General features: G+C 45.3%; 14 protein-coding genes. All 14 read left to right on the forward strand.

The window, feature by feature from the left end; genetic code table 11:
- The first annotated feature begins 72 nt into the window (after positions 1–72).
- The 14 genes from ACTW1R_RS01560 to ACTW1R_RS01625 all read left to right on the forward strand — a co-directional run bounded on the left by ACTW1R_RS01560 (position 73) and on the right by ACTW1R_RS01625 (position 14,812).
- Positions 73–495, forward strand: a complete 423-nt coding sequence (locus tag ACTW1R_RS01560) for a methylglyoxal synthase (protein ID WP_008376307.1) — start codon at positions 73–75, stop codon at positions 493–495.
- Positions 496–532: 37 nt separating this feature from the next.
- On the forward strand, positions 533–1,768 hold the full coding sequence (gene pepT / locus ACTW1R_RS01565) for a peptidase T (protein ID WP_005227162.1): 1,236 nt from the start codon (positions 533–535) through the stop codon (positions 1,766–1,768).
- 150 nt (positions 1,769–1,918) lie between these two features.
- Positions 1,919–2,716, forward strand: coding sequence for a TIGR00282 family metallophosphoesterase (locus ACTW1R_RS01570; RefSeq protein WP_010748642.1), 798 nt, complete (start codon positions 1,919–1,921; stop codon positions 2,714–2,716).
- A 7-nt stretch (positions 2,717–2,723) separates the two neighbouring features.
- A complete protein-coding gene (locus ACTW1R_RS01575) occupies positions 2,724–3,113 on the forward strand; it encodes a YlbF family regulator (RefSeq protein ID WP_010748643.1) in 390 nt (129 codons plus the stop codon).
- Positions 3,097–5,649, forward strand: a complete 2,553-nt coding sequence (gene mutS / locus ACTW1R_RS01580; RefSeq protein WP_010748644.1) for a DNA mismatch repair protein MutS — start codon at positions 3,097–3,099, stop codon at positions 5,647–5,649. Before ACTW1R_RS01575 ends, mutS begins: the two co-directional genes overlap by 17 nt.
- 15 nt (positions 5,650–5,664) lie before the next feature.
- Positions 5,665–7,773, forward strand: coding sequence for a DNA mismatch repair endonuclease MutL (gene mutL, locus ACTW1R_RS01585; RefSeq protein WP_271814688.1), 2,109 nt, complete (start codon positions 5,665–5,667; stop codon positions 7,771–7,773).
- Positions 7,770–8,330: a Maf family protein gene (locus ACTW1R_RS01590; protein ID WP_195960999.1), complete on the forward strand. Its 561-nt coding sequence runs from the start codon at positions 7,770–7,772 to the stop codon at positions 8,328–8,330. Before mutL ends, ACTW1R_RS01590 begins: the two co-directional genes overlap by 4 nt.
- A gap of 2 nt (positions 8,331–8,332) precedes the next feature.
- Complete coding sequence (locus ACTW1R_RS01595; protein WP_015508833.1) at positions 8,333–8,731, forward strand: GFA family protein; 399 nt, start codon at positions 8,333–8,335, stop codon at positions 8,729–8,731.
- A gap of 88 nt (positions 8,732–8,819) precedes the next feature.
- The gene (gene msrB, locus ACTW1R_RS01600; RefSeq protein WP_008376288.1) at positions 8,820–9,251 is read left to right on the forward strand and encodes a peptide-methionine (R)-S-oxide reductase MsrB; all 432 of its coding nucleotides are present in this window, start codon (positions 8,820–8,822) and stop codon (positions 9,249–9,251) included.
- Positions 9,252–9,432: 181 nt separating this feature from the next.
- Complete coding sequence (ruvA, locus tag ACTW1R_RS01605) at positions 9,433–10,023, forward strand: Holliday junction branch migration protein RuvA (RefSeq protein ID WP_005232405.1); 591 nt, start codon at positions 9,433–9,435, stop codon at positions 10,021–10,023.
- Between the two features lie 14 nt (positions 10,024–10,037).
- Positions 10,038–11,039: a Holliday junction branch migration DNA helicase RuvB gene (ruvB, locus tag ACTW1R_RS01610; protein WP_271814684.1), complete on the forward strand. Its 1,002-nt coding sequence runs from the start codon at positions 10,038–10,040 to the stop codon at positions 11,037–11,039.
- A 352-nt stretch (positions 11,040–11,391) separates the two neighbouring features.
- Positions 11,392–12,303: an ABC transporter permease gene (locus ACTW1R_RS01615; protein WP_005232388.1), complete on the forward strand. Its 912-nt coding sequence runs from the start codon at positions 11,392–11,394 to the stop codon at positions 12,301–12,303.
- A gap of 11 nt (positions 12,304–12,314) precedes the next feature.
- Positions 12,315–13,196 (forward strand): carbohydrate ABC transporter permease, encoded by an 882-nt coding sequence (locus tag ACTW1R_RS01620; protein ID WP_005227173.1) that lies wholly within the window; start codon positions 12,315–12,317, stop codon positions 13,194–13,196.
- Positions 13,197–13,210: 14 nt separating this feature from the next.
- Entirely contained in the window at positions 13,211–14,812 is a 1,602-nt protein-coding gene (locus ACTW1R_RS01625; RefSeq protein ID WP_005227174.1) for a type 2 periplasmic-binding domain-containing protein, read from the forward strand.
- Positions 14,813–14,982: the final 170 nt, after the last annotated feature.

The following is a 14,982-nucleotide window of genomic DNA, read 5'->3' on the forward strand; positions in this document are numbered from 1 at the left end:
TATGTTTTTTTGTTTTTTCTCGGTCGCAAAGAAAATAAATTGGTACAATAGAAAAAAGGGGGAATGCAGCAAATGAAAATCGCATTGATTGCTCATGATCGAAAAAAGGATGTAATGGTAAAATTAGTGACTGCCTATCGAGAAATTTTAGCGCAGCATGAACTTTTCGCAACAGGAACTACGGGGAAGAGGATCGAAGAAGCAACCCAGTTGCCTGTCCACCGCTACAAATCAGGGCCGTTGGGAGGAGACCAGCAAATTGGCGCCATGATTTCGCAAGATGACTTGGACATGGTGATCTTTTTGCGTGATCCTTTAGCCGCACAACCCCATGAACCAGATGTAACGGCATTGATTCGCTTGTCAGACGTGTACGAGATTCCTTTAGCCACCAATATGGGAACGGCAGAGATCTTGCTGCGCGGCTTAGCAGCTGGCTTTGCTGATTTTCGACAAGTGATCCACGAAACGGACAATCGTCCCCTGTCGTTATAAAGATAGTAGAAGAATTGAAGAAAAAGGACGTGCAGAATTGAAAGCAATCTTAAAGGATTTTTTGACCTATGCAAAAATGAATACTCGCTCGGATGCCACGAGTCAGACCATCCCAACGACGCAGGGACAAGTTGAGTTGGCTCTTTTATTGAAAGATCAGTTGATCGAGATGGGATTAGCGGATGTTGCTTACTATGAAAAGAATAGTTTTGTGATCGGACGTCTACCTGGTAATCCTGAAAAAACGGCGATTGGCTTTATTGCCCATGTAGATACGGCAGATTTCGAAGCTGAAAATATTCAACCGCAGATCCATGAAAATTACGATGGCAAGGATGTTTGTTTAAATAAAGAAAAAGCCATTTATATGACAACTGCTGAATTTCCTAATCTCAAAGACTATGTCGGCGAAACGTTGATCACAACGGATGGAACGACCCTGCTGGGTGCAGATGATAAAGCTGGTATCGCAGAGATCATTGATGCGCTGCGGATCTTACAAACGATGGATGCGCATAAGCGTGGCGATGTCTGGGTCGCTTTTGGTCCTGACGAAGAGATCGGGACTGGCGCTGATCGCTTTGATGCGGCGGATTTTCCAGTAGCATTTGCTTACACGATGGACAGTGGTCGCGTGGGCCATATGGAGTATGAAACCTTTAATGCGGCTCGTATCGATATAACGATCGACGGTACGAGTGTGCATCCTGGAACTGCCTATGGTCGTTTGGTCAACGCCTTGAAAATCGCGCATCAAATCGATGATGCCTTACCAGCAGAGGAAGTTCCTGAACGCACCCGCGGGTATGAAGGCTTCTACCTGCTGCACAATTTGACGGGACATATTGGTCGAGCAGAAGTTTCTTATATCATTCGTGATCACGATCATACGCTTTTTGAACAGCGAAAAGCCAACATCGTGGGGATCATTGATGAACTGAACACAGCCTATGGGCAAGAACGTATCACCTATACGCTGTATGACCAATATTACAATATGGGGGATTTGATCAAGAAAGATCCCCGCAGTATCGAAGCTGCCCGAGCAGGGATGCAAGCGATTGGCGTGACGCCGATCGAAGCACCGTTTCGTGGCGGGACCGACGGATCGAAAATCACCTATAAAGGGATCCCAACACCGAACTTATTTGTCGGCGGTGAAAACTTCCATGGCCAGTATGAATTTATTACCGTGGAAGCGATGGAAAAAGCCCGTGATTTGATCGTGGCGATCGTAGAACATGTAGGACAAGAGGACACCACTGTTTCCTAAGAGAATTAAGCGACACGCTAGACTGATGCGAAAGAGTCTAGCGTGTTTTTTTGTTCTGCTGCAGGGAAGAACCGCAAGTGAAAGAACCTTTTTTTTCTGGACCAAAACCCTTATAATAGAAAAGAAGCTAAAAGAGAAGAGGAAAAATGTGTGCGGGTATTATTCATTGGAGATGTAGTTGGTTCATTAGGAAGAGAAACGATCACGGAGTACCTTCCAAAATTAAAAAAGGCGTATCGGCCACAGGTGACGATCGCAAACGGCGAGAATGCTGCGGCGGGTCGTGGGATCACTGGTAAAATCTATAAGAAATTTTTGCAAGATGGTGTCGATGTCGTGACACTAGGCAATCATACATGGGACAACCGTGACATTTTTGAATTTATTGGCGATGCGAAGAAAATGATTCGTCCAGCCAATTTTCCAGAGGGAACACCGGGCGTCGGCATGGTATTTGTGAAAGTCAACACCATTGAATTAGCGGTAATCAACATGCAAGCTCGCTCGTTCATGGTAGACCTTGATGATCCGTTTCGCAAAATGGATGAACTGGTTGCGATTGCCCGCAAACGTACACCGTTTATCTTTGTGGATTTTCATGGGGAGACCACCAGCGAAAAACAAGCGATGGGCTGGTATTTGGATGGCCGTGTTTCGGCAGTCGTCGGCACGCATACCCACGTCCAGACCAATGATGCGCGGATTTTGCCCCAAGGAACGGCTTATTTGTCAGATGTCGGCATGACTGGTCCTTATGATGGGATCTTGGGGATGAAACGCGAACCAGTCATTGAAAAATTTTTGACGGCGTTGCCGCAACGGTTTGAAGTGATTGAAAAAGGCCGCAGTATTTTGTCGGCTTGCTTGCTTGAGATTGATGAAGCCACTGGTAAAGCAAAATCGATCCGTCCGATCCAAATCAGTGAAGATCGCCCGTTTACAGAATAGGAGAAGCATGGAAGAGCAATTAGCCAAGGAACCACACGTTGCCCAAGAGCTGGCTGCTTTGCAAAGGCTCTTGTCTGATCATCCGATCGTTCAAGAATTTCAAGAAATTCAAGCACGAGCCTTGCAAAACCAAGGGCTATTGGAGCTGGAAGAAGCGCTGAAGCAAGCGCAAAAAGAGATCGTTCAATTTGAGCATTATGAGAAACCCGAAGCAAAAAAAGCTGCCGAGCAGCGTTATGCGTCATTGACAAACGAATACGAGCAGCATCCTTTGGTGGTTGCTTATCGCCAAGCGTTACTGCAAGCAGATGAATTGCTGCAATATGTCACGACGGAGATCCAAAAGAAAATGAATAAAGCCATCGAGGAGGATGAAACCAATGCCTCAAAAAACTAAAAATACCCCGATGATGGAACAGTATTTAAGCATCAAGGCTCAGTACCAAGATGCTTTTTTATTCTATCGTTTAGGGGATTTCTATGAATTATTTAATGAGGATGCTGTCAAGGCAGCACAAATTTTAGAACTGACGTTAACCAGCCGCAACAAAAATGCGGAGGAACCGATCCCTATGTGTGGGGTGCCTTACCACGCTGCCAGCAATTACATCGACACCTTGATCGAGCAAGGCTACAAAGTAGCGATTTGTGAGCAAGTGGAAGATCCAAAAACCACCAAAGGAATGGTCAAACGCGAAGTCGTTCAACTGATCACGCCGGGAACGGTGATGGACAGCAAAGGCCTATCCGCCAAAGAAAACAACTTTTTGACAGCTGTTTTGCAGCAAGGGGAGCGTTTTGGCTTTGCCTATGTCGATCTAAGTACCGGTGAATTAAAAGCAGCGCAATTGGAAGATGAAGAAGCTGTCGTCAATGAGGCCGCCGCTCTGCAAACGAAAGAAGTCGTTTTGTGCAGCGAGATCCCTGAGTCATTGCAAACAACACTGACCAATCGCTTGAATGTCGTGTTTTCTAAGCAAGAAACGTTGGAAGAAAATGCCGAATTTCAATTTTTAACAGAACCTCTCTCCCAAGAGTTAGAAAAAGTAGTCACAGGGAAGTTGCTAAGTTATTTGGCGATCACCCAAAAACGCAGTTTAGCGCATATTCAACAAGCCGTGGAATATCAGCCCGATCATGCCTTGAAAATGGATCATTATTCCAAATTCAACTTAGAATTGACGCAGTCGATTCGAACTGGCAAAAAACAAGGGACTCTTTTGTGGTTGTTGGACGAGACAAAAACCGCAATGGGTGGCCGTTTGTTAAAGCAATGGTTGGACCGTCCCTTGATCCAGCCAAAGAAAATCACTGCCCGCCAAGAAATGGTCCAATCGTTACTGGACAGTTTCTTTGAGCGAGCAGATCTGCAAGAAGCGTTGACGAAAGTCTATGACATGGAACGCTTAGTCGGACGGGTCGCCTTCGGAAATGTCAATGGCCGCGATTTGCTGCAGTTGAAATCTTCTTTGGAGCAAGTGCCTTTGATCGCGCAATTGCTGCAAGGCATCAACCGTGGCGAGTGGAATGACTTGCTGCTGGAATTAACGCCCCTAGATGATTTGGTTGCACTGATCGAAGCTGCGATCGATGAAGATGCCCCGTTACAGATCACGGAAGGCAACATTATAAAAGATGGGTTCCATCAACAATTAGATGAATACCGTACAGCGATGCGTAACGGCAAGCAATGGCTGGCGGAATTAGAAGCCAACGAACGCCAAGCGACGGGAGTCAAAAACCTGAAAGTTGGGTTCAACCGCGTCTTTGGCTATTACATTGAGATCACGAAAGCCAATCTAGTGAATTTAGATACCTCTCGCTACGAGCGCAAGCAAACGTTAGCCAATGCGGAACGGTTTATTTCCCCCGAGTTGAAAAAACTGGAGACTTTGATTTTAGAAGCCGAAGAGAAATCGGTGGATTTGGAATACCGCCTGTTTCTTGACGTCCGTGAAGAAGTGAAAAAGAGTATCACCCGTCTACAAAAGTTAGCCAAAGCCGTCAGTGCGGTCGATGTCTTACAAAGTTTCGCCACAGTTTCGGAACGCTACCAATACGTGCGGCCGACAGTAGCGAAAAAACGAGCGGTATCGATCATCGACGGCCGTCATCCTGTAGTGGAAAAAGTCCTTGGTCACCAAGAGTACATTCCGAATAGTATCGTGATGGATGAAGAAACAGAGATCTTGTTGATCACAGGCCCAAATATGTCTGGGAAAAGTACGTACATGCGGCAGTTTGCCTTGCTAGTCATTATGGCGCAGATCGGCTGTTTCGTACCCGCACAATCTGCAGAGATGCCGATTTTTGATCGGATCTTTACTCGCATCGGTGCCAGCGATGACCTGATCGCCGGTCAAAGCACGTTTATGGTGGAGATGATGGAAGCCAACCAAGCGCTGCGTCATGCAACGCCTAACAGCTTGATTTTGTTTGATGAGTTAGGGCGTGGGACTGCGACCTATGATGGGATGGCATTGGCACAAGCCATCATTGAATATATCCACAAAGAAGTTCATGCCAAAACACTTTTCTCCACCCATTATCATGAGCTGACGGTTTTAGATGAGGAATTGGCGCACTTGCGTAATGTCCATGTTGGTGCCGTTGAAAAAGAAGGCGAAGTCGTCTTCTTGCATAAGATGATGGAAGGGCCCGCAGATAAAAGCTATGGGATCCATGTAGCCAAAATCGCTGGACTGCCAAGTGCACTCTTACAGCGCGCAGCCACGATCTTAAAAGCGCTGGAAGAACATGAACCGACGGTACAGCCAAAACCCGTCGTCGAAGAAAGTCAGCAGTTGTCGTTGTTTAGTGAAGTATCTACGGAAGAAATCGGCGTCATCGATCAATTGAAGAAATTGAATCTGTTGGAAATGACCCCGATGGATGCTCTGAATACATTGTACGAGCTGCAAAAACGAATTTAGAAAGAAGGTCAGCAGATGGGAAAGATCCAAGAGTTATCCGAACGTCTGGCGAACCAAATCGCGGCAGGAGAAGTCGTTGAGCGACCGGCTTCTGTCGTCAAAGAATTAGTTGAAAACGCCGTGGATGCCGGCAGTACCCAAATCGATATTTTTATTGAAGAAGCGGGCTTGCGTAAAATCCAAGTCATCGATAATGGCGAAGGAATTGCAGAAGAGGATGTCTTGACTGCCTTTAAACGCCACGCCACCAGTAAAATCCACAATCGGGATGACTTGTTTCGAATACGTACCCTCGGGTTTCGCGGGGAAGCTTTGCCTAGTATTGCTTCGGTTTCAATCCTCTCGATTGAAACGGCAGTCAAAGGCGCCCAACAAGGCTCCTTTGTGCGCTTAAAAGGCGGCGCTGTTGAAGAGCATCTGCCTGCCAACTTGCGGCAAGGAACCAAGATCACTGTGGAAAACCTCTTTTACAATACACCGGCACGTTTGAAATATGTCAAGACGCTGCAAACGGAACTAGCGAACATCGGCGATATCGTCAATCGGATCGCCCTGAGCCACCCAGAAGTGGCTTTTCGTCTCGTTCATGAAGGCAATAAGATGTTGAGCACCACTGGAAGTGGGCAGTTAAAACAAACCATCGCAGGGATCTACGGGGTGGAAACCGCCAAAAAAATGATCGCGATCGATACTGAGGACCTCGACTTTAAAGTCACTGGCTTTGTGTCACTGCCAGAAGTCACCCGAGCCAGCCGCAACTATTTATCCACGATCATCAATGGTCGTTATATTCGCAACTTCGCTTTGAATAAAGCGATCGTTGCTGGTTACGGATCAAAATTGATGGTCGGTCGTTTTCCATTAGCTGTCCTTGAAATCAAAATGGACCCCTTATTAGTCGATGTCAACGTTCATCCGACTAAACAAGAAGTTCGTTTGTCAAAAGAAGAAGAATTGACCAAGCTAATCAGTAAAGCCATCAATGAGGCGCTGCGGGAAATCAATTTGATTCCTAACGCGGCTGACAATCTGCGTTTTAAGAAAAAAGTTGCCGATCAGCCAAAAGCCCAGCAGCTTGGCTTGGAACTGGAGTCAGCAGGAAATTCGACTTCTGGGTTGTCTTATAATCGCGAAACAGGGAAATTTGAGGTGCAGGGCAACACTTATCAACAGACTGTGGATAACTCTGTGGAAAAACCTGTGGAGGAAGGTGGAAAACTTCCAGAAATGCCACAGGAATCTAGCGAAAACCTGTTGGAAGAAACCGAGGAAACCTTTCGCAGTTTGGAAGAGACGCTGCCAAATAAGCCTGTCCGAAAACCATTTGTGGAAGGCCAGACGGAAACAAAAGCGTCGCTGCCAGAAGCGCCAGTCTTTCTCCCAGATGAGACGCCAGAGCTTACGGCGCAAGATCTGCAAAGTCAAGCGACTCTGCATCCTGAAATGCATGGGGATGACCGCAACTACCTAAAAACGGTCGAACGGTTGCTGGAAGAAGAACCAGCGAAGGAGCGTTTTCCCCAATTGGATTATTTTGGGCAGATGCATGGGACCTATTTGTTTGCCCAAAGCGAGGCGGGGCTTTATATCGTCGACCAGCATGCGGCGCAAGAACGAATCAAATACGAGTATTACCGCGAAAAAATCGGCGAAGTGACCAATGACCTGCAAGAATTGTTGGTGCCGATCGTTTTGGATTATCCCAACAGCGATGCACTGCAATTACAAGAACAAAGCGACAAGCTGGCAGAAGTCGGGATTCATCTGGAATCTTTTGGGACCAATAGTTTCATCGTCCGAGCGCACCCGACGTGGTACCCTAGCGGTGAAGAAGAAGCCATCATCCGCGAGATGATCGATATGTTATTGACGACAGGAAGTGTCAGTGTCAAAAAGTTTCGTGAAGCAACCGCGATCATGATGAGCTGCAAACGATCCATCAAAGCCAATCACTATTTGAATGAAGCACAAGCTAGGATCTTGTTGCAAGATTTAGCGAAATGCGAGAATCCCTTCAACTGTCCCCATGGTCGTCCGGTGCTGATCCATTTCACCAACAGCGACATGGAGCGGATGTTCAAACGGATTCAAGATCCTCATCGAGCAAGGAGTGGGATGGAATGATTATTTTGGCTTCACAGTCGCCGCGGCGCAAAGAATTATTAGCAGAGTTAGTCTCGGAATTTGCGGTCATACCAGCAGATATCGACGAGTCGGTCCGACCAAACGAAGCTGCGATCCCTTATGTCCAACGGATGGCAGCAGAAAAAGCGGCGGCTATTGCGCAAACCTATCCTGAAGATCTGGTGATCGCGAGCGATACGACGGTCGTGGTGGGTGAAGAAATCTTAGGAAAGCCAGTCGACCGTAAAGATGCTCGGTCGATGTTGCGAAAAATGAGCGGACATACCCATTGGGTGCATACCGCCGTCTTTTTGCAAAAAGGCAAACAGCAACGCCAAGCAGTGGTTTCGACGGAAGTTGTGTTTCGTCCTTTGACGGATCAAGAGATCGACAAGTATCTTGCCTTAGATGAGTACCAAGACAAAGCGGGCGCCTATGGGATCCAAGGGGCAGCCAAAATATTTGTCTCATCGATAAACGGCGATTTTTATACGATCGTAGGATTTCCTGTCGCTACGGTCTATCAGTTGTTGCAAGAGTTTACGGAGGAGGAATAAGGATGGATGTTTCTGGTAGTTGTCTTTGCGGCAAAGTCACGATCAACTTGACGGGAGTTGCGAAAGAAATCACGGTTTGTCATTGTAGTCTCTGCCAGAAATTTCATGGCGGACCGATGTTTGCTCTTGCGCCATGCGCTGAGGACCAGATAGCTCTTCAAGGAGCGAAGTGGCTGCGACGTTACGATTCTTCTGAGTGGGCACAGCGAGGATTCTGCAGTCAATGCGGCTCGAGCCTGTTCTTTTACCTCAAAGAAGCACACACCTATTTTTTTGCGGCTGGGTTGTTTGGCAACTTGCCAGAAGCTGTCTTAACCGAAGAAATCTATACAAAAGACCAACCGCATTTCTACCACTTTGCGGAACCAACGACTCGTTGGCAAAAGCTGCAAAACCCTTAAACAATTTGAGCAAGTCATTTTACATTCGCTAAGAAAAAAGGCATGATAGAGCATACAGGATGAGTCTAGAGGAAAAGCAGGTGAAAAAATGACAGATAAAAAAGAATTAAAAGAAAAATTGTCGCCGATCGAATATGCGGTGACCCAAGAAAATGCAACCGAACGCCCCTTTACTGGCGAGTATGATGATTTTTATGAAAAAGGGATCTATGTTGATATCGTCAACGGAGAACCATTGTTTGCTTCTACTGATAAATATGACGCAGGTTGTGGCTGGCCGTCCTTTTCGAAACCGATCAGTCGCCAAGATATTCAAGAAAAAGCCGATTTTTCTCACGGCATGCATCGGGTAGAAGTCCGCAGCAAAGAAGCTGACTCTCATTTAGGACATGTTTTTTCAGACGGTCCTCAGGACAAAGGCGGTTTGCGCTATTGTATCAACTCGGCAGCATTGAAGTTCATCCCTTTAGCAGAAATGGATGAAAAAGGCTATGGCGAATTCAAATCACTCGTTGAGTAAGTATTAGGAACTGTGTGCGAAAAAAAGACGCAGCAGCATGTCTCGTTTGAAAAAATGCGACTGAAACAACGGTTTTTCCTCCGTTTGTTTCCTGCTAAGCCTTTTCCTTCGTTCACAGTCCTTTTTTTGCCCTCTCGTCTGTGCTACAATAAAGGGAACATATGTACAGAAAGGAAAGCACATGTACGAATATATCATAGGAAAAGTAACGGATATCTTTCCGGCGTATATCGTCGTTGAGACCCATGGCATCGGCTATCAGATCGCTTTTGGCAATCCGTATTCATTTAGCGGCAAGTTGAACCAAGAAGTAAAAATCTATCTGCACCAAGTGATTCGTGAAGATGCTCATAGTCTCTACGGCTTTGCCACGATCGAAGGCAAGCAGTTGTTTTTAAAATTGATCAGTGTCTCAGGTATTGGACCAAAGAGTGCGTTAGCAATCATGGCCAATGAAGACCATACAGGGTTGATCACGGCAGTCGAAAATGGGGACGTCAATTATTTGACTAAGTTCCCAGGTGTCGGTAAAAAGACGGCGCAGCAAATGATCCTAGACTTGAAAGGCAAAGTGGCTGAACTGGTTGGAGAAGAAGCGATCGTTCCTCTAAGCGTAGCAACGACTGCTTTAGATGAAGCGATGGAAGCCTTGAAAGCATTGGGTTATAGCGAAAAAGAAGTCAAGAAAGCCGAAAAACAATTAGCGGCGAATACCACAAAATCGACGGATGAGTACTTGCGGGAAGCTCTCCGATTGATGATGAAAAAGTAAGGAGCAAGTAGACGATGGATGAACGAATTGTTTCGCCAGAAAGCACAGAACAAGAAGAGATCATCGAAAAATCCTTGCGTCCGCAAACCCTTGCGCAATATATCGGACAAGACAAAGTCAAGCAGGAGCTTTCGATTTATATCCAAGCGGCGAAAAATCGAGAAGAAGCGTTGGATCATGTCCTCTTATATGGTCCGCCAGGCTTAGGGAAAACAACGATGGCAATGGTGATCGCCAACGAGATGCAGGTCCAAATCAAGACGACCAGCGGTCCTGCGATCGAAAAACCAGGGGATTTGATTGCAATCTTGAATGAGCTGCAGCCGGGGGATGTTCTGTTTATCGATGAGATCCATCGCTTGCCTCGTGTCGCCGAAGAAATGCTTTATTCGGCAATGGAAGATTTTTATGTGGATATCATGGTGGGGCAAGGGACAACGGCTCACCCAGTTCATTTTCCGCTCCCGCCGTTTACCTTAGTCGGCGCAACGACGCGGGCGGGGATGCTCTCGGCGCCACTACGGGATCGTTTCGGGATCATTTCTCATATGCAATATTATGAAGACCATGATTTAAAAGAGATCGTGCAGCGGACTGCGTCGATCTTTGAAACGGATATCGTGGAAGAAGGGGCGATCGAAATCGCCCGCCGATCCCGAGGCACTCCACGGATCGCCAACCGGTTGCTTAAACGAGTTCGCGATTATGCGCAAGTGCAAGCGGATGGGTTGATCGATCGCACCGTTGCTGACCAGGCATTGGCGCTTTTGGCAGTCGATCATGCTGGCTTGGATTATATCGATCAGAAATTGATCCGCACGATGATCGAATTGTATCAAGGCGGCCCGGTGGGAATAAGTACGATCGCTGTCAATATCGGAGAAGAAACCGAAACAGTGGAAGATATGTACGAACCGTTTTTGATCCAAAAAGGTTTTTTGAAACGCACCTCGCGTGGGCGGATCGCAACGCCGTTAGCCTATGACCATTTTGGCTATCCCAAAAGAAGTGAATAGAACGAATCAGCAATCAACGATGATTGCTGCTTTTTTGCGCTTTTGGTGAAACGTTTCTTTTTATTTTTTAATGATTTCTGTGAATTAATCGATGTTGAAAAAATACAATATTTGTGAAATTTGATTAAAAGGAAATGTTTGTAAAAATGATTTCTTCTGAAAAAGCTGATATGAAAGCTTTTTTATTTGTGAGGAACCCAACGAAATTTGTGAAAAAAGAAAAGCTGAAAAAAATAATTGGAAAGGCTTGCATTTTCGATTGGCAGCGGATATAATCTTTTTGTAGAAACGTTTCACCAAAATGTGGAGATATACGTAGTGTTGCGAGGATAGAAAGAAGGAGATTTTGTGTATGAGTAAACTGCAAAAGTTTTATAGTCAACGGCAGCTTCACTGGATGGTTTTTCCCGGCGTGGCATTTATGATCGTATTTAATTATATTCCGATCTACGGAATTATAATCGCTTTCAAAAACTATACGGTGATTGACACGATTTCATCAGCACCATGGGTCGGGTTAGAGAATTTCCGTATCATTATGAATGACAGTTTTTTCTGGGAAGCGGTTAGAAATACGTTAGCCATCAGCTTATTGAAATTAGGTTTAGGTTTTGCGATCCCGATTGTGTTAGCCATTATGATTTTTGAAATGCAAGATGGCCGCTTGAAGAAATTTATTCAAACGGTTTCATACATTCCCCATTTTTTCTCATGGATCGTGCTAGGTGGGATGATGATTTCTTGGCTGTCAACGAACGGCTTTATCAACCAAGTGCTGATGTCCGTAGGATTGATGGACAAAGGGGTCAATCATCTATTGGATCCAAGCAAATATTGGTGGATCGCGGTCCTTTCTGATCTATGGAAAGAAGTCGGCTGGGGAACGATCCTTTACTTGGCAGGTATGTCGCGGATCGATCCAACGTTTTATGAAGCCGCACGAATCGATGGTGCCAGCAAGCTAAGACAGATTCGTTCGATCACATTGCCATTACTGACACCGATCATCTCCTTAAACTTGATTCTGAATGTGAGCGGTATCTTAGGGTCAAACCTAGATCAAACATTAGTTTTAATGAATTCACAGAACCAAAACCGTTCAGAAGTCATCAACTCCTTCGTTTATAAAATGGGGTTGACGCAAGGTGATTTCTCTTATGCAACTGCTGTCGGCTTGGGGATCGCGGTCATTTCCGTCATCTTATTGGTGATCACGGATCGAGTGACCCGCAAGTTGAACAACGGCAATTCAGTTATCTTATAGGAGGAAAAAACATGATCAAAAGAAAAGCAAAAGAAAACACGTGGTTTTACTTCTTCAATACCGTGATCTTGATTTTATTCTCATTGATGATCATCGTACCGATTTGGAATATCTTGGTTTCCTCCGTGTCTTCTAGTTCTGGATTAGCGGGCAACGGCCTCGTGTTATGGCCCAAAGGCTTTACCTGGGAAAACTATCGGAAAGTTTTTTCCGACGCAAGTATCCCCCGTGCCTTCTTGATCTCAGTGTTAAAAACGGTTCTTGGGGCTGCGACCCATACCTTGTTTTGTGCGATCGTGGCTTACGGATTGAGTAAATCACGCTTGGTCGGCCGCAACATTTATACAACGATGGGGGTCATCACCATGTACTTCAGTGGTGGGATGATTCCAACGTACTTGCTGATTCGCTCGCTAGGATTACTGGATTCTTTCTGGGTCTACATTATTCCAGCTTTGTTCAGCTACTATGATGTCGTGATTTTAATGAACTTTTTCCGTGAGATTCCGCCTTCACTCGAAGAATCGGCGAAGATCGACGGTGCAAGTGAATTCCAAATCTTCTATAAAATCTTCTTACCATTAACGAAACCGGCATTGGCAACCATCATCTTGTTCAACGGGGTTGGCCAATGGAACGATTTTATGACAACAAAACTGTATATCACAAAAGAGTATCTCTATCCGCTGCAAATGAAGATTTATGAAATCATCGTCCAATCCAACTTGAGTACGATGACTGAAAGCGGTAGTACCGACTTTATCGTCCAAGCAACGACCCGTGGGGTTCAGTTGGCTACGATCGTCATCACGACAGTGCCAATTTTAATTATATATCCATTGCTTCAAAAACACTTTATCGGCGGTATGATGGCCGGTGCAGTAAAAGAATAGAAAGAGGGATAGACATGAAAAAAGTAGTAGGCGGTTTATTGGCAGCATCAGCATTACTCAGCTTAGCAGCATGTGGCGGCAGCTCAGACAATGCCAGCAGTTCGGATTTTTCTATCAAAGATCGGTATGAGTTAGATGAAAAGACACCAGCATGGAAACTCGATACCAAAGAAGAACCAACCAAGATCACATGGTACATCAATTCAGACTGGACAGCTTTGCCATTTGGTGAAGATGTGACGACAGCCCAAATCAAAAAAGATTTGAACATTGATATTGAATTTATTTCAGGGGATGATTCGAAATTAAACGCTTTGATTTCAAGTGGTGATATGCCTGATATCGTGACGTTGATGGATAAAACCAGCCAAGCAGCCACAAAAGCTGATAGCTGGGCATACTCATTGAACGATTTAGCGGAACAATACGATCCGTATTTGATGAATGTCGTGACCGAAGATACCTTCAAATGGTTTGCTTTAGATGATGGCAAAACTTATGGCTATCCAAACTATTCCAACACAGCAGCAGACTACGAAAGCGGCAATATTCCCGTCAACGACAACTTTGTGATCCGTGAAGATGTCTATGAAGCATTAGGCAAACCAGATGTTTCGACGCCAGAAAACTATGTGAAAGTCATGAAAGAAATCAGCGAGAAATTCCCTGATTTGACACCAATGGGCTTCACAACGATCGGCGAAACAGCAGGACCATTCTTAGATAAATTGCAAGATTTCTTAGGTGTTCCATTAGAAGATGAAGATGGTGCGTTCTACGACCGTAATTTAGATGAAGAATATATCTCATGGTTGAAAACCTTCAATCAAGTGTATCGTGACGGCAACATCAGTGATGACAGCTTTACCGATGACGGTCCAACCTATGATGAAAAAGTAAAACAAGGGGACTATGCAACGATCTTAGTCGCAGGAACGAGCGGACAAGGTGGGAACTTCACTGAATTCATGAAAAACTCTGACACACGCTACATCGCAATCGATGGCCCTGCCAGCACGTCTGGTCGTGAAGCAACCTTGAACCAAACAGGAATCTCTGGCTGGTTGATCAACTACATCACAAAAGATGCGGCGGATCCAGCAAAAGTAACCCAACTCTTCACGTACTTGATCGATGAACCAGGACAAATTTTGACAAAATTCGGTGTTGAAGGCGTGACGTATGAATACAACGATGAAGGCAAAATCGATTACTTGCCAGAAATCAAAGAAATGGAACAAACCGACAACGAAGGCTACAACAAAAAATATGGTATCAGCCGTTTCAACTACTTTAACAATGACCGTGTCAATGCACTGAAAGTCAAAACCGAAAATGCGTTGACTCAAATGCAAGAGTGGGGCGAAGGCAAATTGTATCCACACTTTGTGATCGAAAATACGGATCCAGATGCTGGAACTGCTGAAGCACGTTCAAACACAGCCATCAAAACCAAAATCAACAGCACGATCATCTCATTGATCCGTTCAAAAGATGAAGGAACATTTGACAGCACACTAACCGACTTTGAAAGCTTCTTAGATTCAAACAACTGGGATGCAATCAAAGACATTAAAACTGAAAAAATGGCCGAAAACCGCGAACGACTAAAATAACCCCCATAGGAGAGGAAAGGAAGCCAAAAAAAAGACCTTTCCTCTCCTTTGCTTTGAAACACAGGTTTTGCGCGTACTTTGCGCAAAATCTGATGTTTCAAAGTACTAGGCGACCGCAGGGAGCGTAGTGACCGTACAAAGAATCACTGCGATTGGCTCACGTAGTGAGA

This window comes from Enterococcus sp. R12, assembly GCF_058135755.1.

Bases quoted from the DNA above. Each gene is read 5' to 3' on its own strand.
- ACTW1R_RS01560 (WP_008376307.1), top strand. From the start codon at position 73: ATGAAAATCGCATTGATTGCTCATGATCGAAAAAAGGATGTAATGGTA.
- ACTW1R_RS01575 (WP_010748643.1), top strand. From the start codon at position 2,724: ATGGAAGAGCAATTAGCCAAGGAACCACACGTTGCCCAAGAGCTGGCT.
- mutS (WP_010748644.1), top strand. From the start codon at position 3,097: ATGCCTCAAAAAACTAAAAATACCCCGATGATGGAACAGTATTTAAGC.
- mutL (WP_271814688.1), top strand. From the start codon at position 5,665: ATGGGAAAGATCCAAGAGTTATCCGAACGTCTGGCGAACCAAATCGCG.
- ACTW1R_RS01590 (WP_195960999.1), top strand. From the start codon at position 7,770: ATGATTATTTTGGCTTCACAGTCGCCGCGGCGCAAAGAATTATTAGCA.
- ACTW1R_RS01595 (WP_015508833.1), top strand. From the start codon at position 8,333: ATGGATGTTTCTGGTAGTTGTCTTTGCGGCAAAGTCACGATCAACTTG.
- msrB (WP_008376288.1), top strand. From the start codon at position 8,820: ATGACAGATAAAAAAGAATTAAAAGAAAAATTGTCGCCGATCGAATAT.
- ruvA (WP_005232405.1), top strand. From the start codon at position 9,433: ATGTACGAATATATCATAGGAAAAGTAACGGATATCTTTCCGGCGTAT.
- ruvB (WP_271814684.1), top strand. From the start codon at position 10,038: ATGGATGAACGAATTGTTTCGCCAGAAAGCACAGAACAAGAAGAGATC.
- ACTW1R_RS01615 (WP_005232388.1), top strand. From the start codon at position 11,392: ATGAGTAAACTGCAAAAGTTTTATAGTCAACGGCAGCTTCACTGGATG.
- ACTW1R_RS01620 (WP_005227173.1), top strand. From the start codon at position 12,315: ATGATCAAAAGAAAAGCAAAAGAAAACACGTGGTTTTACTTCTTCAAT.
- ACTW1R_RS01625 (WP_005227174.1), top strand. From the start codon at position 13,211: ATGAAAAAAGTAGTAGGCGGTTTATTGGCAGCATCAGCATTACTCAGC.